Annotated in this window: 19 protein-coding genes; 11 read left to right on the plus strand and 8 right to left on the minus strand. The window is 70.9% G+C overall.

Annotated elements, in window-relative coordinates; all coding sequences use genetic code 11:
• Positions 1-161: 161 nt before the first annotated feature.
• Entirely contained in the window at positions 162-902 is a 741-nt protein-coding gene (locus DFS13_RS01705; RefSeq protein ID WP_034202247.1) for a GNAT family N-acetyltransferase, read from the minus strand.
• A 216-nt stretch (positions 903-1,118) separates the two neighbouring features.
• Here DFS13_RS01705 and DFS13_RS01710 point away from each other — a divergent pair, with 216 nt between their 5' ends.
• Both DFS13_RS01710 and DFS13_RS01715 read left to right on the plus strand, forming a co-directional pair.
• Positions 1,119-2,327 (plus strand): CynX/NimT family MFS transporter, encoded by a 1,209-nt coding sequence (locus tag DFS13_RS01710; protein ID WP_111441327.1) that lies wholly within the window; start codon positions 1,119-1,121, stop codon positions 2,325-2,327.
• A gap of 41 nt (positions 2,328-2,368) precedes the next feature.
• The gene (locus DFS13_RS01715; RefSeq protein ID WP_069351913.1) at positions 2,369-2,851 is read left to right on the plus strand and encodes a DUF3331 domain-containing protein; all 483 of its coding nucleotides are present in this window, start codon (positions 2,369-2,371) and stop codon (positions 2,849-2,851) included.
• Between the two features lie 24 nt (positions 2,852-2,875).
• Here DFS13_RS01715 and DFS13_RS01720 read toward each other — a convergent pair whose 3' ends face one another.
• Entirely contained in the window at positions 2,876-4,078 is a 1,203-nt protein-coding gene (locus DFS13_RS01720; protein ID WP_006487338.1) for a GNAT family N-acetyltransferase, read from the minus strand.
• 172 nt (positions 4,079-4,250) lie between these two features.
• Between DFS13_RS01720 and DFS13_RS01725 the strand changes: the two genes are divergently transcribed.
• From DFS13_RS01725 to DFS13_RS01740, 4 genes are all read left to right on the plus strand, one after another.
• Entirely contained in the window at positions 4,251-5,729 is a 1,479-nt protein-coding gene (locus DFS13_RS01725; RefSeq protein WP_048988101.1) for a PLP-dependent aminotransferase family protein, read from the plus strand.
• A 343-nt stretch (positions 5,730-6,072) separates the two neighbouring features.
• On the plus strand, positions 6,073-7,641 hold the full coding sequence (locus tag DFS13_RS01730; protein WP_181461601.1) for a trypsin-like peptidase domain-containing protein: 1,569 nt from the start codon (positions 6,073-6,075) through the stop codon (positions 7,639-7,641).
• A 228-nt stretch (positions 7,642-7,869) separates the two neighbouring features.
• Entirely contained in the window at positions 7,870-9,081 is a 1,212-nt protein-coding gene (locus DFS13_RS01735; RefSeq protein ID WP_111441329.1) for an MFS transporter, read from the plus strand.
• Positions 9,082-9,207: 126 nt separating this feature from the next.
• The gene (locus tag DFS13_RS01740) at positions 9,208-9,747 is read left to right on the plus strand and encodes a DUF4303 domain-containing protein (protein ID WP_006494727.1); all 540 of its coding nucleotides are present in this window, start codon (positions 9,208-9,210) and stop codon (positions 9,745-9,747) included.
• A 54-nt stretch (positions 9,748-9,801) separates the two neighbouring features.
• On the opposite strand, the gene DFS13_RS01745 is transcribed toward DFS13_RS01740, so the two are convergent.
• From DFS13_RS01745 to cobA, 6 genes are all read right to left on the minus strand, one after another.
• Positions 9,802-10,500 carry a fumarylacetoacetate hydrolase family protein gene (locus DFS13_RS01745; RefSeq protein ID WP_006483786.1) on the minus strand — a complete coding sequence of 233 codons (699 nt, stop codon included), beginning with the start codon at positions 10,498-10,500 and terminating at the stop codon, positions 9,802-9,804.
• Between the two features lie 116 nt (positions 10,501-10,616).
• On the minus strand, positions 10,617-11,558 hold the full coding sequence (locus DFS13_RS01750; protein ID WP_006483777.1) for a helix-turn-helix transcriptional regulator: 942 nt from the start codon (positions 11,556-11,558) through the stop codon (positions 10,617-10,619).
• Between the two features lie 89 nt (positions 11,559-11,647).
• Positions 11,648-12,247, minus strand: a complete 600-nt coding sequence (locus tag DFS13_RS01755; RefSeq protein ID WP_006483783.1) for a uracil-DNA glycosylase family protein — start codon at positions 12,245-12,247, stop codon at positions 11,648-11,650.
• Between the two features lie 112 nt (positions 12,248-12,359).
• Complete coding sequence (locus DFS13_RS01760) at positions 12,360-13,412, minus strand: CmpA/NrtA family ABC transporter substrate-binding protein (RefSeq protein ID WP_069351917.1); 1,053 nt, start codon at positions 13,410-13,412, stop codon at positions 12,360-12,362.
• 5 nt (positions 13,413-13,417) lie between these two features.
• Positions 13,418-14,014: an ANTAR domain-containing response regulator gene (locus tag DFS13_RS01765; protein WP_006494730.1), complete on the minus strand. Its 597-nt coding sequence runs from the start codon at positions 14,012-14,014 to the stop codon at positions 13,418-13,420.
• Positions 14,015-14,134: 120 nt separating this feature from the next.
• On the minus strand, positions 14,135-14,896 hold the full coding sequence (gene cobA / locus DFS13_RS01770; RefSeq protein ID WP_006488745.1) for a uroporphyrinogen-III C-methyltransferase: 762 nt from the start codon (positions 14,894-14,896) through the stop codon (positions 14,135-14,137).
• 228 nt (positions 14,897-15,124) lie between these two features.
• Here cobA and DFS13_RS40175 point away from each other — a divergent pair, with 228 nt between their 5' ends.
• The 5 genes from DFS13_RS40175 to DFS13_RS01795 all read left to right on the plus strand — a co-directional run bounded on the left by DFS13_RS40175 (position 15,125) and on the right by DFS13_RS01795 (position 24,073).
• Entirely contained in the window at positions 15,125-15,406 is a 282-nt protein-coding gene (locus tag DFS13_RS40175) for a hypothetical protein (RefSeq protein WP_166677898.1), read from the plus strand.
• 145 nt (positions 15,407-15,551) lie between these two features.
• Positions 15,552-16,877 carry an MFS transporter gene (locus DFS13_RS01780; RefSeq protein ID WP_006494732.1) on the plus strand — a complete coding sequence of 442 codons (1,326 nt, stop codon included), beginning with the start codon at positions 15,552-15,554 and terminating at the stop codon, positions 16,875-16,877.
• Positions 16,878-16,898: 21 nt separating this feature from the next.
• Positions 16,899-19,493 carry a nitrite reductase large subunit NirB gene (gene nirB / locus DFS13_RS01785; RefSeq protein WP_006494733.1) on the plus strand — a complete coding sequence of 865 codons (2,595 nt, stop codon included), beginning with the start codon at positions 16,899-16,901 and terminating at the stop codon, positions 19,491-19,493.
• A 31-nt stretch (positions 19,494-19,524) separates the two neighbouring features.
• Positions 19,525-19,869: a nitrite reductase small subunit NirD gene (gene nirD / locus DFS13_RS01790; RefSeq protein ID WP_006488749.1), complete on the plus strand. Its 345-nt coding sequence runs from the start codon at positions 19,525-19,527 to the stop codon at positions 19,867-19,869.
• A 16-nt stretch (positions 19,870-19,885) separates the two neighbouring features.
• On the plus strand, positions 19,886-24,073 hold the full coding sequence (locus DFS13_RS01795) for a bifunctional nitrate reductase/sulfite reductase flavoprotein subunit alpha (protein WP_111441331.1): 4,188 nt from the start codon (positions 19,886-19,888) through the stop codon (positions 24,071-24,073).
• The last annotated feature ends 24 nt before the right edge of the window (positions 24,074-24,097 follow it).

A 24,097-nucleotide genomic window follows, 5' to 3' on the forward strand; every position in this document is an offset into this window, starting at 1 on the left:
ATGTCGCTGTCCGCCGAACGGCAACGATTTGGAAGGAACGGAGCGTCGAATTTGCTGCGATAGCGCCACAGCGAAGCGCGTGAGACGCCGGGACGTTCGTCTCAGCGCAATGAGACGAATCGCGAGACGAACGGCGACGGGCGGCGCCGTTCGATCCGCGTTCAGGCGACGACTTCGTCCACGGCGACCGCGGCGAGCGGCGTGAATCCGGCGGCGCGGTACAGCGGCTGGCCGACCTCGGTCGATATGAGCCACACGCGGCGCGCACCCCGGTGCCGTGCGTGCGCGACGATCGCGGCGAGCAGTTGCGTCGCCAGGCCGCGGCGGCGGTATGCGTCCGCCGTCCCGACGCGGTCGACGACGATATCGCGCGGCGACGCGAAGCCGTAGCGCGCGGTGGCCGCGATCTGTCCGTCGAGCCGGTGCGCGAACAGGAACGCGGCCGGATTCGGCTGGAACGGCGCGAAGGCGCCGCTGGCGTTGAACGCGTCGATCGCGCCAGGCGTGTCGCAGGCCAGCGAAAGCGCGAGCGCGTCGTCGCCGGACAGCCCGTCGATGTCGGCGGCCATGAAATGCTCGTCGGTCAGCCGGCGCGTCCGGCCGTGCAGCGCGGGCGGCAGCGGTGCCGCGCCGTAGCGCGTGATCCACGCGCCAACCGCAAACGGGCCGGCGCCGGACACGGGCGCGCCCTCGATCATGAAATGCTCGAAAGGCCGGCCCATCGCGCCGTCGAACTGCACGACATGGCCGTCCGGGCCGTCGTGCAGCGGCGCATCGCGCCGGCCGCGCGCGGCGCAGTACCCGGCGATGAAGGTGCGCACGGCCGCCTTGCGGCGGGGGAAATCCGTCCAGGCTTCGTCGAGCGGAAACAGCGTGGCCGGTGCAGGGGAGGCGGTTGACATAAGGAGGGACGCGGCGCGGCGTTGTCGGACGAAGCGGACAGCTTAGACCAGGATGCCGTCGCGTGTCGCGCCGGCCATTGTCACCATCGCCGAAACGGATCGTTGCGCGCGCTGCCCCTTTACTTGAAGTTAACTTCAATTTGTATCATGTGCGCCAGTCCGATTGCGGTCGCGTGAGACATCCCGTTGCACGCCGCCGCTTCAACGGAGGTGAAGATGACCGAATCGCCTGTCGCGGCCGATGCCGCCACGCTGCCGGCGCGCAGCTACCGGGCCGCCGTCGCGAACGTCGTGCTGGCGAGCATCGTGTCGGCGCTGCACGTCGGCAAGGCGACGATCGGCTTGCCGTCGCTGCAGCACGAGTTCGGCGGCTCGCTGGCGTCTCTGAGCGGGATCATGTCGGTGTTTCCGTTCGTCGGCGTGTTCGGCGGGATCGCCGCCGGCCTGCTGGTGCGGCGCTGGGGCGACCGGCGGCTGCTGGTGACGGGGCTCGTCATCCTCGGCCTGTCGAGCGTGGCCGGCGCCTGGGCCGGCAGCTTCGCGCTGTTGCTGGCCACGCGCTTCGCGGAAGGCCTCGGGTTCGTGATCGTGGTGGTCGCCGCGCCGGCCGTGCTGAACCGCGTGACGCCGCCCGAACGGCGCAATTTCGCGTTCGGCCTGTGGAGCACCTTCATGCCGGCCGGCATGGCGCTGTCGATGCTGGTCGGGCCGCTGCTCGGCGGCTGGCGCAACGGCTGGCTCGCGGCCGCGGCGCTGACGCTCGTCGCGGCGGCCGCGGTGCCGGTCACGACGTCGGCCGACGCGCCGTCGCGGCAGGCGACGACGCGCATCGGCCCCGCGCTGCGCACCGTGCTCGCGTCGTGCTCGACCACGCTCCTCGCACTGGGCTTCGCGACCTACAACGTGCAGTTCTTCGCGGTGATGACGTTCCTGCCGGTGTTCCTGATGCAGCGCCTCGGCGTCGCGGTCGGCGCGGCGGGGCTGATCAGCGCGGCGATCGTCGCCGCGTGCGTGATCGGCAACCTGACGGCCGGCTGGCTGCTGTCGCGCGGGGCGCGACCGGGGATCGTGATGGCGGCGACGTCGGTCGCGATCGGCGCGGCGGGCGCGGGCCTCTTCGGCGCGGCGACACCCGCGCCACTCGCGGTCGCGCTCGGGTTCGCGTTTTCGGCGATGGCCGGGATGCTGCCCGCGACCATTCTCGCGTGCGCGCCGGGCTCCGCCCCGTCGCCGTCGCTGGCGCCGCTCAGCATCGGCTGGGTCGTGCAGGGCAACTATCTCGGCCAGGTGATCGGGCCGCTGACGATCGGCGCGATCGTCGGTGCGTTTGGCTGGTCGGGCGGCATCGGGCTGATGCTCGCGGCCGCCGCCGTCGGCGCGGCGATCGGCCTGTCCCTGCTGCGCGAACCGATGGGCCGGCGCTGAACGCGCCGGCGTCGTTCAACCTGCACGGAAATTCGTCAAGCATGCTCAACACCATGGAAAGCCCGATCTGCGAAGAAGACCTGTCGTGCGACGCGTCCGCGTTCGACGAAGACGACGCGATGCCGTCGCGCGGCGGCGTGATCGCCCACCCGCTCGTGACGATCGGCCGCGCGCCGATTCCGGAGCAGGGGACGGCCGCGGCGTCGCCGTTGCGCCCGCAACTGTTCGTCACGGTGCTGGAGGCGGGCGACGACGGACTGCTGGTGCGATGGGTCGAGAGCGGCCGGTGTCACTACGGCGAGCAGCGCTGGCGGCTGCGCGTCGCGTTGCAGCCCGGTCGCTGCGCGCTTTCCGGGCAGCCGATCGAGCCGGGCGAGCCGGTGTTCCGGCCGGTGCGGCGACCGGTGCCGGCCAACGGCGACGAGATGATCTGCCCGGCGTCGGTGCCGGGTAGGGGCGGTGCGGCGTGCGATGGCGCGCCGCGGGACGGCGACGCACGCGATCCGGCCGATGTTCCGGGCTGAACATCGGCCGTCGGAGCGGCGACGTTACTTCTTCAGGTCGTGCCGGTACTGGATGAAACCGGCGTTGTTCGCGAGCTTGTCGTACAGCGCGCGCGCGGCGGTGTTGGTCTCGTGCGTGAGCCAGTACACGCGGCTCGCGCCGGCTTCGCGGGCCCGTTCGTACACGGCCTCGATCAGCGCGCGGCCGGCACCTTGCCCGCGCGCGTCGGGCGCCGTGTACAGGTCCTGCAGATAGCAGTACGGCCCTTCGGTCCAGCACGAGCGGTGGTAGATCGAATGCACGATCCCGACCAGCGCACCGGACGCGTCGAACGCGCCGAGCACGAACATCGGCTCGGCCGGATCCATCAGGCGCGCCCAGGTCGTCGCGAACACCGCGTCGCTCAGCGCCGTGTCATAGAACTTCTGGTAACCCTGCCACAGCGGACGCCACGCGGCTTCGTCGGCGGCGACGAGCGGGCGCACCGTGACGCGCGTGGCGTCGTTCGCGCGGCTGGCTGCGTCGCGCGCGCTGGCCTGCGCGTGGCGGATCGCGGTGAGCGGCTGGCGCTGGTTGCCTTCGGCATCGAAGTTCTCCGGTGCGAGCCATGCTTCGAACGCGGCGCGGACGTCCGGCCATTCGCCGTCGATGATCGAGAACCACGCGGTGTCGCGATTGCGGCCGCGATAGACGATCGCCTGCCGGAACGTGCCTTCGTAGCGGAAGCCGAGCCGGGCGGCCGCCTTGCGCGACGGCGCGTTCAGGTCGTCGCACTTCCATTCGTAGCGCCGGTAGCCGAGCGTGTCGAACGCGTACTTCATCAGCAGGAACTGCGCTTCGGTCGAAACCGGCGTGCGCTTGAGCAGCGGCGAGAACGTGACGGAGCCGACCTCGATCACGCCGTTGGCCGGATCGATGCGCATCAGCGCGAGCGTGCCAACCGCGCGACCCGTGGCGCGGTCGATCACCGTGTAGTGCAGCGGATCGGTGCTCGCCTGCGCGCCGCGCGCGTAGTCGCGGTAGCTCGACTCGTCGGCATACGGGCCGTGCGCGAGATAGGTCCAGTCGCTGCCGTCGGGCGCCTGCGCGTAGGCCGCGTACAGGTCGGCCGCATGGCGCTCGGCGTCGAGCGGTTCGAGCCGGCAGTAACGGCCTTCGAGCGCGATGCGCTCGGGGCGCGGACGCGCGGACCAGTCGGGAACGGGTTGGCCGATGGGCTGCTGGAAAGCGTTGGTGAGCGTGGGCAAGGTCGATCTCGCTTCGGTTGGCGGCCGGCGACATGCCGGCATGCAGACGATCGTAGTCCCGGCGAGGTACCATGAGAAGCGCCAGAGAACGGTAAATTTATGGTGCCACGAGTCGTGATCGCAGCCGTTCGCCAATCACCGCAGGTTCGACTTTTCACGCCGCGATATTCCGATGACGACTGCCTTTCCTTCCGGCGCCGCGCCGTTGCTGCCGCTCGATGCGCCGCTGGCACGTACGCCCGGCGCACCGTCGCTGCAGCGCCAGTTGCTGCGCCGCTTGCGCGACGCGATCCTCGGCGGCGCGATGCCGGCCGGCACGCGGTTGCCCGGCACGCGCGCGCTGGCCGAAACGCTCGGCGTGTCGCGCAATACGACGGCCGCCGTGTACGAGCAGCTCGTCGCCGAAGGCTTCCTGCAGTCGGATCGTCGCGGCACGCGGGTCGTCGGGCTGTCGCGGCCGGCGCCGCCGCGCAGGCGGGCCGCGCCGCCGGCCGTCGCGCAGCGGCTCGGCCGGATTCGTCCGAGCCTCGTCGGCACCGGCGAATCGGAGGGCTTCCGGCCGGGCGTGCCCGCGCTGTCGCATTTCCCGGTGGATGCATGGCGGCACGCGATCGATCGCGCGCTGCGCCGTGCCGGCCGCGAGCTGCTCGCGTATGGGGACCCGCTCGGCGAATCCGCCCTGCGCGAATCGATCGCGCGCCATCTGGCCGTCACGCGCGGCGTGCGCTGCGATCCCGAACAGATCGTGATCACCGAAGGCGCTCAAGGCGCGATCGCGCTGTGCGCACAGTTGCTGACCAATCCGGGCGATACGGTGTGGGTCGAGGAGCCCGGCTATCGCGGCGCGCGCACCGCGATGCAGGCGGCCGACCTCGACGTCGTGCCGATGCCGGTGGACGCGGAAGGGCTGCGTGCGGAACCGGACGACTGGCGCGAGCGGCCGCCGCGCCTCGTCTACACGACGCCGTCGAACCAGTTCCCGACCGGCGCCGTGCTGTCGATCTCGCGCCGGCTCGCGCTGATCGATGCGGCACGCCGCCATCGCGCGTGGATCATCGAGGACGACTACGACAGCGAATTCCGTCACACCGGCGAGCCGATCGGCGCGATGCACGGGCTCGCGCCGGATTCGCCGGTCGTCTATCTCGGCTCGTTCAGCAAGACGATGTTTCCGGCGCTGCGGATCGGTTTTCTCGTGCTGCCCGACGCGTTGCTGGCCGCCGTGCGGCCGGCGCTGCCGGAGATGCTGCGCGGCGGGACGCGCCACGTGCAGCTCGCGCTGGCCGATTTCATCGAGACGGGCGAGTACGGCCGGCATCTCGGACGGATGCGCCGGCTGTATCGCGACCGGCGGCGGTTGCTGCTCGCCGCACTCGATAGCAGCCTGAGCGTGCCGCACCAGATCGAGGGCGGTCCGTGCGGGCTGCATCTCGCGCTGCGGCTGCCGGCGCGTTATCGCGATCGCGCGATCGTCGAAGCGGCGCGCGCGCATGGCATCGGGCCGTTTCCGCTGTCGGGTTTCGCGATCGATGCGGCGCGCGCCGGCAACGGGCTCGTGCTCGGTTTCGGCAATACGTCGGCCGATGCGTTCGAGCCGATGTTGCGGATGGTGTCGGCGATCGCGGAGCGGGTGGGCGCGGGGCACGCGTGATGGTAGGGTTTCGCCACCTCGAACTTCCTGCTGCGTGATCGTGATTGCGCTCGGCCTGTCCGCGATGTGCGACAGATGGCATGCCCGGCCGCAGACCGTGACGAAGACCCCGGCACCGACGTCCACCCCAATGCGTGGTGGATATTCGGATTGACGAACCGTGCACTTTGTTCGAAGCGGCCGCCCTCGCGGTTCCGCCGCCCGGGCACCTCCCGGCATACGGGTTTCGATTCGTATGTTCCAACCGGCGCGTGGGCTATAAATGGAGGCGTGTACCGGTGCTCGTCGGGCGCCTGCGCGTCTCGCGCAGGGTGGCGTCGCGACTGCCCGGGGGAGGTGCACCGTGGTCTGCCAGACGCTTGCTCGCGCCGTGCTTCGCACCGCGTTGATCGGGGGCGTGCTTGCCGGAATCTTGCCGCCGCCCGCCGCCATCGCCGGCACCCTCGCACCGCCCGCCGCACCGCCCGCGATGAAGGCGCGGCCGCCCGCCGCGCCTTACGCGATGCCGGTCGACTTCCCGGCGATCGTCGAGCGCTACGGCCCGGCGGTCGTGACCATCATGGCCGCCACGCCCGACCCGCAAACCGGCGGCCCGGCCTTTGCCATGCTCGATCCCGACGATCCGCTCGCCGCGTTCTTCCGCCATGGCGCACCGCCGTCCGCGCAGGGGCCGCAGGCGCCGGCGCCCGATACCGCGCCGCGTGCGGTGTCCGGCAGCGGCTCGGGTTTCATCGTCAGCGCCGATGGCCTGATCCTCACGTCCGCTCATGTGGTCGACGAGGCGACCGACGTGACGGTGCGGCTCACCGACCGGCGCGAATTCAAGGCGACGGTACTGGCCGTCGATCCGCAAAGCGACGTGGCCGTGCTGCGCGTCGACGCGACGAAGCTGCCGTTCGTGCGCGTCGGCGATTCGTCGAAAGTGCGCGCGGGCGAACCGGTGATGACGATCGGCGCGCCGGACGGCTCGGGCAACACGGTCACGGCCGGCATCGTCAGCGCGACGTCGCGCCGGCTGCCGGACGGCAGCGCGTTTCCGTTCTTCGAAACCGACATCGCACCGAACCCCGACAACTCGGGCGGCCCGGTGTTCAATCGCGCGGGTGACGTGATCGGCATCGCGGTGCAGGTCTATACGGGCGCCGACCGCTACGCGAGCACGACATTCGCCATCCCGATCGCGTTCGCGACGAAGGTGCGCGCCCAGTTGCGTGCGCAACAGCAGGCGCAGCAGGCTCCGCCGCCCGCGGCGGAGGCGTCGTCGGGCAATGCGTTCGGCGTCGACGTGCAGGACGTGGGCGTCGGCCTGGCCGCGGCGTTCGGACTGCCGCGTGCGGCGGGCGCACTCGTCAACGGGGTCGCGCCCGGCTCGCCGGCCGCCGCGGCCGGCCTGAAACCCGGCGACGTGATCGTGAAGGTGGGCGACAAGACGATCGGCCACTCGGCCGAACTGAACGATCTGGCCGGCGCGCTGCCACCGGGCGGCAAGGCGCGGCTGCGCGTGATCCGCAACCGTGCGCCGATGATGCTGACGATCACCGGCGCCGACGACGCGGGTAGCGCGGTCGCCACGGTCGGCATGGCCGCGCCGAAGGCCGCCGCGCGGCCGGGGCCGGGTTCGGGGGCGGGCGATGCAGGCGACCACGGCGACCGCCTCGGCCTGACGATGCACGCGTTGAGCGACGACGAGCGCCGTTCGACCGGGCTCGCGGTCGGGATGATGGTGGATGCGGTGCATGGCCCGGCCGCGCGCGCCGGTATCCAGCCGGGCGACGTGGTGCTGGAGCTCAACGACACGCTGCTCGAGACGCCGGACGACGTACCGACGCTCGAAGCGAGCGGCGGCAGCGTGATCGCCGTGCTGATCCAGCGCAACAACGCGCGGAAGTTCGTGTCGGTGCGCGCGCGTTAGGGCGTTGACGCGGCTGCCGTCGTCCGCCTAACATCGTCCGATATCGCTGGCGGTCCGCCACGCATCCAGGAGCCATTCAGCATGAAAACGGCTTGCTTCATCGTAGTCATCCACAGGCGCAGGGTCCGGTAGCGGGATCGCGCCGGCACCCATGCGCCCCCGACTCGTTCGGGGGCTTTTTTTTGTGTTGCGCACGGCCGTGCGGCCCGTGCGCGGGAGGGCATCCGCTTGTCATCGAACCTGTCGACCGCGTCCGACCCGGCGTCGCCGCGGCACGCCACGCTGATCCTGCTGTGCGCGTTGTCGGTCCTGCCGCTGAGCCTGTTCCTGCCGTCGCTGCCGGCGATCGTGCGCGACCTGCACACCGACTATGCGCTCGTCGCGCTGTCGCTCGGCGGGTATGCGGCGGTGGCCGCATCGCTCGAGTTCGTGACGGGGCCGCTGTCCGACCGGTTCGGGCGGCGGCCGATCGTGCTGACGAGCGTCGCGCTATTCGCGCTCGGGTCGCTCGGTTGCGCGATGGCGGCCGATATCCGCGTGTTTCTCGGCTGCCGGCTGATGCAGGCGGCGATCACGTCGGTCTATCCGGTGTCGATGGCGGCGATCCGCGACACCGGCGGCGGCGCGCGCGCGGCGAGCCGGATCGGCTATGCGGCGATGGCGGCCGCATTCGCGCCGATGCTCGGCCCGACGCTCGGCGGCGCACTCGACCAGACGGTCGGCTGGCGCGCGAGCTTCTGGTTGCTTGGCGCGGTCGGCGTCGCACTGTTCGCCTGGTGCGCGCGCGATCTCGTCGAAACCCATACGCGCCGGTCGTCGAGCTTCGGGCAGCAGCTTCGCGCGTATCCGGCGCTGCTCCGTGCGCGCCGCTTCTGGGCCTATACGCTGTGCATGGCGTTTTCGACGGGCGCGTTCTATGCGTTCCTGGCCGGCGCGCCGCTCGCCGCGAAAACGCGATTCGGCATCGCGCCGGCGGAGATCGGCGTCTACATGGGGACGATCACGGCCGGTTTCGTGTGCGGCAGCTTGCTGGCCGCGCGGGGCGCGCGCCGCTACGCGCTGGCCACGACGATCCTGGGCGGGCGGGTCGTCGCGTGCGCGGGGCCGCTGATCGGGCTTGCGCTGATGGTCGGCGGCGCGACGCACGCGCTCGCATGGTTCGGGCCGTGCGTGCTGGTCGGCATCGGCAACGGGCTGAGCAACCCGGGCGCCCACGCGGGCGCGGTGTCGGTGCGCCCGGAACTGGCGGGCAGCGCGTCGGGGTTGGCCGGCGCGATGACGATCGGCGGCGGCGCCGCGCTGTCGTCGTTGACGGGCGCGCTGCTGACCGTCGGCAACGCGGGCTACCTGCCGCTCGCGATGATGCTGCTGTCGGCGGCGATCGCGCTGGCGGCCGCCGTGTGCGTGCGGGTGTTCGACGGACAGGACGCCGGGCGGTGAGCGCGGGTGCGCCCCGGTACCGGCGCGCGGCCGAATGACGGACAATCCGCCGCATGCCGGGAGACGACGCACGAGCCGCGCGCCGCGTGTCCCGACGAGCGCAAAAGGCGACTGGACGAGGATGCGATGAGCGACTTTTCTGATTTCCAGCGGGATATTGCCGATGCCGCGAGGGCGACCTTCCGGGCGCTGCGGGCGTTGCACCCGGACGAGCATTTCTACGCGTTTGCGTTGTACACCGACAGCGGTGCGATGACGGTGGTGCCGGCGGCCAATTCGGTCGAAGGGCTGCGCCGGGTCCGCGCGCGGCAGGCGGTGGCGGACGACGACCCGTGGTTCGTGTGGGGCGTGGCCGAGTGGGCGTACGCGGCGGCCGAGGCTTCGCCGTTCAACGCGATCTGCGGCCGGCTGGCCGACGAAGTGCTGAGCCCGCAGTTCGTCCCGTCGCGCTTCAGCGAATTTTCCCGGCAACTGCACGCCGACATGATCGAGGCATTGCGGCTGCTCGATCGCGACGGCGTGTTCGGCACGGGCGATGACCGGGCGGCGATCACGCTGTTCGTGTCGATCAGCGACGACGATGCGGCCGAGGCGCTGGAAAACGCGTCGGCGAAAGCGCTGAATCCGCCGGCCGTCGCCGACGCCTTTCTGCGCCGCTACGACTGACCGGCATCGGGATCTCGCGCGGCGGCCCGGACAGGCGCCGCCGTGCGTGCCGCGTTACGGCTTCGCGCCGACCACGAATTCGAACGTCGCGATGCCGTCGACGCCACCCGTCACGCGGTCGCCCGGCTGCAGCGCACCGACGCCGGCCGGCGTGCCGGTGAAGATCAGGTCGCCGGCCTTCAGCTCGACCGAGCGCGACACGTACGCGATCACGTCGGGCACGGGCCAGATCATGTCGGCCAGGTCGCCTTGCTGGCGCGTGTCGCCGTTGACCGCGAGCCAGATGCGGCCGGCGGCCGGATGGCCGGTGGCCGTCGCCGCGCGCAGCGCGGTTACGGGGCCCGACGCGTCGAACCCCTTCGCCCAGTCCCACGGCCGGCTCAGCTTCTTCGCTTCGGCCTGCAGGTCGCGGCGCGTCAGATCGACGCCGACGCCGTAGCCCCACACGTGCGACAGCGCGTCGGCCGGGTCGATCGACCGGCCGTCCTTGCCGATCGCGACGACCAGCTCGATTTCATGATGGAGATCGTTCGTCAGCGGCGGATAGGCGACCGTGCCGCTGGCCGGAACGATCGCGTCGGCGGGCTTGGTGAAGAAGAACGGCGGTTCGCGGTCGGGGTCGGCGCCCATTTCGCGGGCGTGGTCGGCGTAGTTGCGGCCGACGCAGAAGACGCGGCGCACCGGAAAGCGCGCGGACGACTGGTCGACTTCGACGGAAGGACGCTCGGCGGCGTCGATGACATAGGCGGACATCGGATGGCCTCGTTCGGTAGGAAGACGGATGGCCGGCGCAGCGGCCGGCATGCGTGCAACGATACCCGACGCGCATGCGCCCGGATGCGACGCAACTGCGTTTTACCGGGACAAAACTACGCGTCGGCGGCCGCCTGCGTGTCGTCGGCGGCGGGCAGCGCGGCGTTCGCGTCGCGGTACGCCTTCGGCGACACGCCGACCCGCGCGCGGAAGCGCCGCGCGAAATACCCTTCGTCGCGGAAGCCGACCGAGCGCGCGATGTCCGCGATGCGCCGGCTGGTGTGGGCCAGCAGCGACTGCGCGAGCGCGATCCGGCGCTCGGTGACGAGATCGGTGAAGGTGCTGCCGGTTTCCTTGCGAACGAGGTGTGCGAGGTAGTTCGGCGACAGGAACGCGGCTTCGGCGGTCGCGGCGAGCGTCAGGTCCTCACGCGTCAGGTTCGCCCGCACGTGGCGCAGCACGCGGGCCAGCGCGTCGCGCCGGCCGGCGCGCTGGGCGCCGCGCTGCGCGAGCTTGTCGAGCGCGCCCGCGTACTGCGTGCAGACGAGCCCGATCAGTTGCAGCAGGTAGCCGCGCAGCAACGTGGTCGAGCCGAAGGTGCGCACGCGATCGGCGTCGAGCATGCACAGCGCGAGGCGGCGCGCTTCGTCGTACGTATCGCCGGTCAGGATGAAATCGAGGTGCTCCTGGAAGCGGAACGGCGTCAGTTCGGGGAAGCGGTGCGCGGGCACGTCCTCGAGATCGAGCGGATCGACGTCGAGATCGGCGCGCAGGAACGCCTGGCTGAAATTGATCACGATGAAGTGCGCGCCTTCCGGATGCGGAATCAGGTGCTCGCGGTGCGGCAGCACGAACGCGAGCGCGCCGCGCGGAAACGGCCGCGTGACGCCGCCGATGCGCTGCTCGGTGTCGCCGCCGAGGTTGAACTGGATCTGGAAATACGCGTGCCGATGCGGCTCGGTGATCGCCTGGCGCGACGCCTGGTCGCGGATGTAGAAATCGAGCCGGTCGCTGCGTTCGGGCATCCCGTACAGGCGCGGCGGGGCGGTGGAGGGCATGAAGGATTGTGCTGTTCGTGACGCGGTTGAGCCGCGATGGTACAGCGAACCGGGCGCGCCGGGGCCGGGCGCCGCCTCGCGGGCCCCGCTCAGCCTGCCGCGAGCGGCGCGATCCGGCGCCGCAGCTCGGGTACGACCTCGGCGTCGAACCATGGATGGTGCTTGAACCAGGCCTGGTTGCGCGGCGACGGATGCGGCAGCGGCAGGACGGCCGGGCCGTAGTCGCGCCAGGCTTGCACGGTATCGGTCAGCGTCGCCTTGCGCGCGCCGCGCAGGAAATGCCGCTGCGCGTACTGGCCGATCAGCAGCGTGAGCCGGATCGACGGCAGTTCGGCCAGCAGCCGGTCGATCCACAGGGGCGCGCATTCGGGGCGCGGCGGGTTGTCGCCGCTCGCGCCGCGGCCCGGGTAGCAGAAGCCCATCGGCACGATCGCGAAGCGCGTCTCGTCGTAGAAGGTCTCGGCGTCGACGCCGAGCCAGTCGCGCAGCCGCTTGCCGCTCGCGTCGTCCCATGGAATCCCGCTCGCATGGACGCGTGCGCCCGGCGCCTGTCCGACGATCAGGATGCGCGCGTCGCGATGAGCGCGCACGACCGGGCGCGGGCCGAGCGGCAGGTCGGCTTCGCATGCACGGCACGCGCGGATTTCGGTGAGCAGCACGTCGAGCGGCGCGCGCGTTCGTTTCGGCATCGATTCGGAGCGGGGACGGAGTGGCAAGGCGGTGCCGCGTGGGCGGCGCACGCGGGCAGCGGCCGGGCGCCGTGGCCCGGCGGCACACGCGGGCTGCACCGTGCGGCGCGCGTCACGCCCGCGACGGGCCCGCTGCGCCGCCTTCGGCGACCGCAGCATCATACAACGCGGTTTGCGCGATCGCCGCGGCGATCCCCGCATCGTCGTGCGAACCGTCGAGCATGCCCCAGCGCCGGTATTGCGACAGGAACCACAGGGCCTCGCGCGGATCGGGCCGGTTCACGGCGCCGCCGTCGTGGAAGCGGATCGGCAGCGGCGGCGTGGCGAACGGCCCCGCGCCGTAGTCGCCGAGCAGGCGCGGCGCGATCAGCCGGGCCGGCACGCCGAGTGCGTCGGGCGACGCGAGCCAGTCGGCCGCCTCGCGGCGGTGCGCGGCGCTGTCGAGCCATGCGCACGCATCGACCAGCGTGCGGACCAGCGCACGCGCGGTGGCCGGATACAGCGCGACGAAATCGCGCCGGGTCGCGAGCACCTTCTCCGGATGATCGGGCCAGATCTCGCTCGTGACGGCGACGGTGCGGCCCGCGCCGCACGCTTCGGCCACCGCGTGCCATGGCTCGCCCGCGCAGAAGCCGTCGAGCTCGCCGCCCGCGAGCGCGGCGACCATCTCGGGCGGCGGAATCACGACGCTGCGCACGTCGCGCAGCGGATCGACGCCGTGCGACGCGAGCCACGCGTTTAGCCACATCGCGTGCGTGCCGGTCGGGAAGGTCTGCGCGAGCAGCGGCTTGCGGCCGAGCGTCGCGAACGCGGCACGCACGTTGGCGGTTTCGCGGTACGCGTCGGCGAGGCCGCGCGACAACGTGATCGCCTGCCCGTTGCGGTTCAGCACCATCAGCGCGGCCATGTCGGCCCGCGGGCCGCCGATGCCGAGCTGCAGCCCGCAGACGAGCCCGTAGAGCGCGTGCGCGGCGTCGAGCTCACCGCTGAGCAGCTTGTCGCGCACGGCCGCCCACGACGGCTGGCGGCTCAATTCGAGCGTGAGGCCATGACGCGCGCCGAGATTCAGGCGCTGCGCGACGATCAGCGGGGCCGCGTCGCTCAGCGCGACGAACCCGAGGCGAAGATGCGCGCGTTCCGGCGCGGCGGGCGGAGAGGTATGCATGGCACTCATGACTGGGGTGACGCGTCGAGCAATTGTCGCGCGACGTCGACGATGCGCAGGCCCTGATCCATCGCGCGCTTGCGCAGCGCCGCATACGCATCGTGTTCGGACAGCTTGCGCTGGTCCATCAGCACGCGTTTCGCGCGGTCGATCAGCTTGCGTTCCTCGAGTTCGCGCTCGACGTCGGCCAGCCGGCGGCGCAGCGCGTCGTCGTGCGAGAAGCGCGCGAGCGCGACTTCGAGAATCGGCGCGAGGCGCTCGGCCGACAACCCTTCGACGAGATACGCGCTGACGCCCGCGCCGACCGCCGCGCGGATCAGTTCCTGGTCGGCGTCGTGGCTGAACATCAGCACGGGGCGCGGCGCGGTCGCATGCATGACGGCGAGCTGTTCGAGCGTGTCGCGCGACGGCGAATCGGTATCGATGATCACGACGTCCGGGCGTTGCTCCTCGACGGCCGCCGGCAGGCGCGCGGGCGTCGCGACGTCGTTCAGCATCTCGTAGCCGAGGCGCGCGAGCGCATTGCCGAGTTCGCCGATCGGCTTGTCGGTATCGGTGACGAGCAGCACGCGCAGGCGGACGGGCAGGGCGGACGAACTCATGAGGCGGGCGACAGGGGCAGCGATGCGTCGGTGCAAGGGGCGAACGAGGCAGTCGGGCCGCACGCGCGGCCGGGGGTGAACGAAACGGGGAGCGGCCGAAGCCGCGCGATGCCGCCCATGTCAGGCGGCCCGCGGCAGCGCCGCGCCGATTGCCGCGTCCGCCTCCTGCGCGGCCGTTTCGCCGATCGCGCCGCCGACGAGGATCACGGCCGGGCTGCCGAGCCGCGCGGTTTCGATGCCGCTTGCGAGCGTGTCGAGCGTGCCGGTCCAGCGACGCTCTTCGGGCGTACCGGCCCATTGCACGGCCGCCGCCGGCGTCGACGCGGGGAGCGCGGCGAGCAGGCCCGCCGCGATGCTGTCGACGCGGCTCATTCCCATGTAGATCGCGAGCGTGGTGCCGGTCGCCGCGAGCCGGGCCCAGTCGGGTTCGCCGTGGTCCTGGCGATGCGCGGTGACGAACGTGACGCCCTGGCAGTGTTCGCGATGCGTGAGCGAGATGCCGAGGCTCGCGGCGGCCGCGAATCCCGACGAGATGCCGTTGACGATCTCGACCGGAATCGCGGCCGCGCGCAGCGTCGCGAGTTCTTCGCCGGCGCGCCCGAACAGCAGCGCATCGCCGCCTTTCACGCGCACCACGTGCGCGCCGCGCAGCGCATGGCGGCGCATCAGTTTCTCGATGAACGCCTGCGGCGTGGAGCGGCAGCCGCCGCGCTTGCCGACGCGGATCACGCGCGCCTGCGGCGCGAGTTCGACGATGCCGGGCGCGACGAGATCGTCGAGCAGCAGCACGTCGGCGGCGGCCAGCGCCTTCACCGCCTTCAGCGTGAGGAGATCGGGGTCGCCGGGGCCGGCGCCCAGCAGCGTGACTTTGCCTGTCGTCATGTCGTGTTCCTGTGCCGCATCGCATGCCTGCGGCGGTCTGCTTCGCGTTGTTGCTCGGCGGCGGCGGGCGGTCGAAACGCACCGGCATCCGGCCGTGCCGTGCACGGAGGGACGCCGTTGTCCGGAAAGGCTCGCCGTGAAGGGCGGGCCGGGTTTGCGGGGACTGCCCACCGGCGCCGTTGCCGGTGTAGTGAAGGTTCAGCAATATCCGGGCCAACCGGCGCGACGATGGCGCCTTTGCGCGACGCGGCGCACCGTGCGATGACCGCGAGCGGGCATGTGCTCGCGACGCGCGAGCAGTCGCGATGCCGCATCGGCGCGCAGCGTGCCGCGCTCGCGCGCACCGCGATGCCGCACGACGACAGTGCTGCAGCGCACCACATCTGTGCCTCGGTGCATCGCGACGGAGAGCGCGTCGCGCGTCGCGGTGACGTGCCCGATACCCGCTGCGCCTTGTGCGGTGGGGTTCCCGGCGCGATTGACGCCGACATGGCACGTCGCTTGCGTTAGCTCGTTCGGGCGGGTCAATGGCGATTCGTCCGCAGTACCGAATACCGAAGCGCCCGGCAACGGGCTTCATGGGCAACGGCGTCCTACGTATCAGGTCTCGACGAGACCGGGTGCGCAGGACGCCGTTTTTCGTTTGGCGGATGACATGACCGACAAAGCTACCCGTATCGATCTCTTCAGCCTCCGCACCGCGCCGATGCGCGCGTTCCATCTGACGTGGATGGCGTTCTTCGTATGCTTCTTCGCGTGGTTCGCGTGCGCGCCGCTGATGCCGCTGATCGCGCGCGAATTCCATCTCACCGCGGCGCAAGTCGCCAACATCAACATCGCCGCGGTGGCCGCGACGATCGCCGTGCGGCTGCTGGTCGGCCCGCTGTGCGACCGCTTCGGCCCGCGCCGCGTGTATGCGGGCCTGCTGCTGCTCGGCGCGATCCCCGTGTTCGCCGTGTCGTTCACGCACGACTACCTGTGGTTCCTGATCTGCCGGCTCGGCATCGGCGCGATCGGCGCGGGCTTCGTGATCACGCAATACCACACGTCGGTGATGTTCGCGCCGAACGTGGTCGGCACCGCGAACGCGACGACGGCCGGCTGGGGCAATGCCGGCGCGGGCGCGACGCAGGCGCTGATGCCGCTGCTCGTTGCCGCGGGGCTGATGCTCGGCTTCGGCGAGGATGCGTCGTGGCGCATCGCGCTGGTCGTGCCGGGCGTGGCGATGCTCGTGATGGCGTGGGCGTACTGGCGCTTCACGCAGGACTGCCCGCAAGGCGATTTCGTCGCGCTGCGCAAGGAAGGCGTGACGATCGACAGCGGCAAGAAGGGCGGCTGGGCGAGCTTCTTCGCGGCGTGCGGCAACTATCGCGTGTGGATGCTGTTCGTCACGTACGGCGCGTGCTTCGGCGTCGAGGTGTTCATCCACAACATCGCCGCGCTGTACTACGTCGATCACTTCAAGCTGTCGTTGAAGGACGCCGGTTTCGCGGTCGGGATGTTCGGCTTGCTCGCGCTGTTCGCCCGCGCGCTCGGCGGCTGGCTGTCCGACAAGATCGCCGCGCGCCGCAGCCTCGACGTGCGCGCGACGCTGCTGTGCGCGCTGATCATCGGCGAAGGGCTCGGGCTGATCTGGTTCTCGCATGCGCAAGGCATCGGCATCGCGCTCGTCGCGATGCTGACCTTCGGCCTCTTCACGCACATGGCGTGCGGCGCGACCTACGCGCTGGTGCCGTTCATCGATCGCAAGGCGCTCGGCGGCGTCGCGGGGATCGTCGGTGCGGGCGGCAACGTCGGCGCGGTCGCCGCGGCTTTCCTGCTGAAGGGTGTCGGCGACGTCCAGCAGGCGCTGAGCCTGCTCGGCCTGGCGGTCACCGCGACCGCCTTGTGCGCGATGGCCGTGCGCTTCAGCGAAGAACACAAGGCGCGCGAAGCCGAGCTGCGCGATCGCGCGCTGGCCGCCGCCAACGCCGCGAACTGATCGACCGAAGGAACCGCCATCATGAAACTCATCGTCATCGGCCACGGCATGGTCGGCCACAAGCTTCTCGAATGCGTCGCGGCGGAGGCCGCCGCGGCCGGCGCGCCGCAGGTCACGGTGCTCGGCGAGGAACCGCGCGCGGCCTACGATCGCGTGCATCTGTCCGAATTCTTCGCGGGCAAGTCGGCGGACGATCTGTCGCTCGTCGAACCCGGCTTCTTCGAGCGTCATCCGCAGTTCGACCTGCGCCTGAACGCGCAGGTCGCGTCGATCGACCGCGCCGCGCATACGGTCACGCTCGTGTCGGGCGAAACGCTCGCGTACGACAAGCTGGTGCTCGCCACGGGCTCGCGTCCGTTCGTGCCGCCGGTGCCGGGCCGCGATCGCGCCGGCTGCTTCGTGTACCGGACGATCGAGGACCTCGAGGCGATGCAGGCGTGCGGCGCGCACGCGAAGCGCGGCGTCGTGGTCGGCGGCGGCCTGCTCGGCCTCGAATGCGCGAAGGCGTTGCGCGACATGGGGCTCGACACGCACGTCGTCGAATTCGCGCCGCGCCTGATGGCCGTGCAGGTCGACGACGGCGGCGGCCGGATGCTGCGCGCGAAGATCGAGGCGCTCGGCGTGACCGTGCATACCGGCAAGAACACGCTCGAAATCGTCGACGGCGACGAAGGCACGCACCGGATGGCGTTCGCCGACGGCACGCATCTCGACACCGACATGATCGTGTTCTCGGCCGGTATCCGGCCCCGCGACGAACTGGCCCGCGCGTGCGGGCTCGACATCGGCCCGCGCGGCGGCGTCGCGATCGACGACGCGTGCCGCACGAGCGACGCCGACATCTACGCGATCGGCGAATGCGCGGCCTGGAACGGCATCGTGTACGGCCTCGTCGCGCCCGGCTACGACATGGCGCGCGTGGTCGCGAAGCAACTCGCGGGCGGCGCCGACGAAGCGGCGGCCGCGTTCGCGGGCGCCGACATGAGCACCAAGCTGAAGCTGATGGGCGTGGACGTCGCGAGCATCGGCGACGCGCACGGCACGACGGCCGGCAGCCGCACCTACCAGTACGCGGACGAGCGCCGCCAGGTCTACAAGAAGCTGGTGGTGTCCGACTGCGGCAAGTTCCTGCACGGCGCGGTGATGGTTGGCGATGCGGCCGAGTACGGCACGCTGCTGCAGATGATGCTGAACCGCATCGAGTTGCCCGAATCGCCGGAATTCCTGATCCTGCCGTCGTCGGACGGCGCCGCGAAGCCGGCGATCGGCGTCGATGCGCTGCCGGAAGGCGCGCAAATCTGCTCGTGCAACAACGTGTCGAAGTCGCAGATCTGCGCGGCGGTGGCCGACGGCGCGACGAGCCTCGGCGCGCTGAAGACGTGCACGGGCGCCGGCACGTCGTGCGGCGGCTGCGTGCCGCTCGTCACGCAGATCATGAAGGCCGAGATGAAGAAGCAGGGCCTCGCGGTCAACAACCATCTGTGCGAGCACTTTCCGTATTCGCGCCAGGAGCTGTTCCACCTGATTCGCGTCGAGCGCATCACGACGTTCGACGCGCTGCTGCACAAGCACGGCCGCGGGCTCGGCTGCGACGTGTGCAAGCCGGCCGTCGCGGGCATTCTCGCGTCGTGCTTCAACGAGTTCGTGCTGAAGAAGGAGCACGCGGGGCTGCAGGATTCGAACGACTACTACCTCGCGAACATCCAGCGCGACGGCACGTATTCGGTCGTGCCGCGCATGCCGGGCGGCGAAGTCACGCCGGAAGGGCTGATCGCGGTCGGCCAGGTCGCGAAGAAATACGGCCTGTACACGAAGATCACCGGCGGCCAGCGCGTCGACCTGTTCGGTGCGCGCGTCGAGCAACTGCCGTCGATCTGGGAGGAGCTGATCGCGGCCGGCTTCGAATCGGGTCACGCGTACGGCAAGGCGCTGCGCACCGTGAAATCGTGCGTCGGGTCGACGTGGTGCCGCTACGGCGTCGACGATTCGGTCGGCCTCGCGATCGATCTGGAGAACCGCTACAAGGGGCTGCGCGCGCCGCACAAGATCAAGTTCGGCGTGTCCGGCTGCACGCGCGAGTGCGCGGAAGCGCAGGGCAAGGACGTCGGCGTCATCGCGACCGAGAAAGGCTGGAACCTGTACGTGTGCGGCAACGGCGGGATGAAGCCGCGCCACGCGGAGCTGCTCGCGTCCGACCTCGATCGTGCGACGCTGGTCCGCTACATCGACCGCTTCCTGATGTTCTACGTGCGCACGGCCGACCGGCTGCAACGCACCAGCGTGTGGCGTGACAACCTCGAAGGCGGCCTCGACTACCTGGTCGACGTCGTCGTGCACGACAAGCTCGCGATCGCCGACGAACTCGAAGCCGACATGCAGCACGTGATCGACACCTACGAGTGCGAGTGGAAGAAGGCCGTCACCGATCCCGACACGCGCAAGCGCTTCCGCCACTTCGTGAACAGCGACGCGCCGGATACGACCATCGAGTTCGTCGAGACGCGCGGCCAGATCCGGCCCGCGACGCCCGGCGAGCGCGCGGGCGGCAAGCCCGTGCCGATCCCGGTCGTCGCCGCGGCGGCGACCCGAGCCGCGACCGAAACCGCCACCGCGTGACCGACATCCGCCACCTTGCAAGGAGCCCATCATGAACGATCGCCTTCCGCTGTCCTGGACCCGTGTATGCCCGCTCGACGACATCGTGCCGAACACCGGCGTGTGCGCGCTCGTCAACGGCGAGCAGATCGCGGTGTTTCACGTCGCGCATGCCGACGGCGGCGTGTTCGCGATCGACAACGTCGATCCCGTATCGCAGGCCGCCGTGATGTCGCGCGGACTGATCGGCAGCCTCGGCGAGCGCGTCGTGGTCGCGTCGCCGCTGTACAAGCAGCACTTCGACCTGCGTACCGGCGAATGCCTGGAAGCGCCCGAGCAGTCGGTGAACGCGTATCCGTCGCGGGTCGAGGACGGCTTCGTGTGGGTCGCGGCCTGACCGTCCCGGAGCGCCCATGACCGCGACCCCCGTCAAGAGCGTGTGCCCGTACTGCGGCGTCGGCTGCGGCATGGTGCTGCACGTCGAGGAGGGCGAAGTCGTCAAGGTGTCCGGCGACGCCGACCATCCGACCAACTTCGGGCGGCTGTGCACGAAAGGTTCGTCGGCGCACGTCGCGCTGCGCCGCTCGGGGCGGCTCGATCGCGCGTTCGTGCGCCGCGCGCGCGAGGACGACCTCGTGCCGCTGCCGGCGCGCGACGCGATCGCCGAGACCGCGCGCCGGCTGCGCGCGGTGCTCGATGCGCACGGGCCCGATGCGCTGTCGTTCTACGTGTCGGGGCAGCTGTCGATCGAGGCGCAATACCTCGTCAACAAGCTCGCGAAGGGCTTCGTCGGCACCAACAACATCGAGTCGAACTCGCGCCTGTGCATGGCGAGCGCGAGCACCGGCTACAAGCAGTCGCTCGGCGCGGACGGCCCGCCCGGGTCGTACCAGGATTTCGATCGCGCGAACCTGTTCTTCGTGATCGGCGCGAACATGGCCGACTGTCACCCGATCCTGTTCCTGCGGATGATGGATCGCGTGAAGGCCGGCGCGAAGCTGATCGTCGTCGATCCGCGCCGCACCGGCACCGCCGACAAGGCCGATCTGTTCCTGCAGATCCGGCCGGGCACCGATCTCGCGCTGGTCAACGGGCTGTTGCATCTGCTGCATGCGAGCGGCCGCACCGACGCCGCGTTCATCGACGCGTACACCGAAGGCTGGGACGCGATGCCCGCGTTCCTCGCCGACTACACGCCCGAGCGTGTCGCCGGGATCACCGGGCTCGCGGAAGCCGACATCCGCACGGCCGCGCAATGGATCGGCGACGCGCCGGAATGGACGAGCTGCTGGACGATGGGGCTCAACCAAAGCACGCACGGCGTGTGGAACACCAACGCGATCTGCAACCTGCATCTCGCGACCGGCAGGATCTGCCGCCCGGGCAGCGGGCCGTTCTCGCTGACCGGCCAGCCGAACGCGATGGGCGGGCGCGAGATGGGCTACATGGGGCCGGGGCTGCCGGGCCAGCGCTCGGTGACGTCCGACGACGACCGCCGCTTCGTCGAGACCCTGTGGCGCGTGCCGGCCGGCACGCTGCGCAAGGACACCGGCAACGGCACGGTCGACCTGTTCGAACGGATGGCGGCCGGCGACATCAAGGCGTGCTGGATCGTCTGCACGAACCCGGTCGCGACCGTGCCGAACCGGCGCACCGTGATCGCCGGGTTGCAGGCCGCGGAGCTCGTGATCGCGCAGGACGCGTTCCTCGACACCGAGACCAACCGCTACGCGGACATCCTGCTGCCCGGTGCGCTGTGGGCCGAGGGCGACGGCGTGATGATCAACTCCGAGCGCAACATGACGCTGATGCGCGCGGCGGTCGCGCCGCCCGGCGACGCGCTGCCCGACTGGCGCATCGTCGCGGAAGTCGCGCGCGCGATGGGGTTCGGCGACGCGTTCGACTATGCGTCGGCGGCCGACGTGTTCGACGAGATCGTCCGTTTCTCGAACCCCGCGACCGGCTACGACCTGCGCGGCGCGAGCCACGCGGCGCTGCGCGACGGGCCCGTGCAGTGGCCGGTCGCGCCGGGCACCGCGCGCGCGCGGCACCCGATCCGCTACCTGAACGACGGCGTGAACCAGCCGCTGCGCGCCGCAGCCGACGGCGGCGACGCCCCGCGCATCGCGTTCCCGACGCCGTCGGGCAAGGCGCGCTTTTTCGCGCGGCCGCACGTCGATCCGGCCGAGCTGCCGGACGACACGTTCCCGATCGTGCTGAACACCGGGCGGCTGCAGCATCAGTGGCACACGATGACGAAGACCGGCAAGGTCGCGATGCTGAACAAGCTCAACCCGCGCCCGTTCGTCGAACTGCACCCGGACGATGCGAGCGCGCTCGGCATCGCCGCGAAGGACAGCGTCGAGATCCGTTCGGCGCGCGGCCGCGCGGTGCTGCCGGCCGTCGTGACCGAGCGCGTGCGGCGCGGCAACTGTTTCGCGCCGATGCACTGGAACGACGTATACGGCGACGACCTGTGCATCAACGCGGTGACGAACGACGCGATCGACCCCGAATCGCAGCAACCCGAACTGAAATACTGCGCGGTCGCGCTGACGCGGGTCGAAGCCGATGCGTTCGCGCCGGTCGACGACGACACCGCGCAACCCGATGCATGCGCCGACGACGCGCGGCCCGCGCCGGCGATGATGCACGCGACTGCTTCACAGGAATCCGACATGGCAGACATCGACACTTTCGCGGCCGCGCTCGGCGTCGCCGATCTCGCGCCGCCGCCGCTGACCGACACCGAGCGGCTGTACGTGGCGGGCCTCGTCAGCGGGCTGAAGGCGAGCGCTGGCCGTCGCGAAGGCAGCGTGCCCGTGCTGCCGGCCGGCGCGCCGTTGACGCCGCCCGTGCGGTTCTGGCTCGACGGCATGCTCGCGGGCCTGTTCAGCCGCGCGCTGCCTGCCGGTGCGCAGACCGGCGCGGCGCCGGCGCTGCCGGCCGACGCCGCCGCGGCGGGCGGCGTGCGGATCGTGCGCCCGCGCCCGAAGGTCACGTTGTTGTGGGCGTCGCAGACCGGCAACATCGAATCGTTGACCGAGGATTACGCGACGAAGCTGATGAACGCGGGCTTCGAGATCCGCACCGCGTGCATGTCCGACTATCCGGTCGCGTCGCTGGCCGGCGCGCAATACGTGCTGCTGATGACGAGCACGTTCGGCGACGGCGATGCGCCCGACAACGGCGGCGAGTTCTGGGACGCGCTGCAGGCCGGCAGCGCCGCGCGTCTCGACGGCGTGCATTTCGCGGTGCTCGCGTTCGGCGACCGCAACTACGACCGGTTCTGCGGCCACGGCCGCCGGCTCGACGCGCGGCTCGCGGAGCTCGGCGCGGCACGTCTGTGCGCCCGCGTCGATTGCGACGTCGAGTTCCAGCACGAGGCCGACCAGTGGCTCGAACGCGTGGTCGCGCGCATCAAGGAAGCCGATGCCGCGCTGCACGCGGTGCCGTCCGGCGGGTTGAGCCCGTCGGGGCTGCTGCCGACGAAGGCGCATCCCGCGCCGTCGAAGCTCGTCGCGAACCTGCGGCTGAACCGGCCGGGCGCCGCTAAGGACACGCGCTATGTGTCGCTGTCGACCCAGGGCGCGAACCTCGAATACGAAGCCGGCGACGCGCTCGGCGTGTGGCCCACCAACTGTCCGGAGCTGGTCGACGAACTGCTGTCCGTCACCGCGCTGAAGGCCGATGCGCCCGTGTCGGTGCCGGGCGTCGGCGATGTCCGGCTCGGCGATGCGCTCGCACGCCACTTCGACATCACGCGCCCGCATCCGGACACGCTGGCCTTCATCGCGTCGCGCAGCGCGAACGGCGCGCTGAAGTCGCTGCTCGGCGACGATCGCAAGGGCGACCTCAAGCAATGGCTGTGGGGGCAGCAGCTGGCGGACGTGCTGCACGAATATCCGATCGAGCTGTCGGGCGCCGAGCTGGTCGGCATGCTCAAGCGCATGCAGCCGCGCCTCTATTCGATCGCGTCGAGCCCGAGCGCGCACGAGGGCGAGATTCACCTGACCGTGTCGGCCGTGCGCTATCACAACGGCCGGCGCGCGCGCAAAGGCGTCGCGTCGACGTTCCTCGCCGATCGCGCGGACGACGGCCGCGTGCCGGTGTTCGTGCAGAAGTCCGCGCACTTCCGGCCGCCGGTGAACGGCGACGTGCCGATCGTGATGGTCGGGCCGGGCACCGGCGTCGCGCCGTTCCGCGGCTTCCTGCACGAGCGGCGGGCGCGCGGCGCGCGCGGGCGCAACTGGCTGTTCTTCGGCGAGCAGCACGCGCAGACCGACTTCTACTACGGCGACGAGCTGAGCGAGATGCGCGACAGCGGCTTCCTGACGCGGCTCGATCTCGCGTTCTCGCGCGACCAGGCCGACAAGGTCTACGTGCAGGACCGGATGCGCGAGCACGGCGCCGAGCTGTTCGCGTGGCTGGAGGAAGGCGCGCACTTCTACGTGTGCGGCGACGCCGCGCGGATGGCCAAGGACGTCGATGCGGCGTTGAAGGCGATCGTCGCCCGGCACGGCGGCATGTCGGAGGACGCCGCGAACGACTACGTCGCGCGGCTTTCGAAGGCGCGGCGCTACATGCGCGACGTGTACTGAGAATCGCGCAATCGCGCGAGCGGC

The organism is Burkholderia sp. 28_3 (genome assembly GCF_003253915.1).
GTDB lineage: Bacteria > Pseudomonadota > Gammaproteobacteria > Burkholderiales > Burkholderiaceae > Burkholderia > Burkholderia cenocepacia.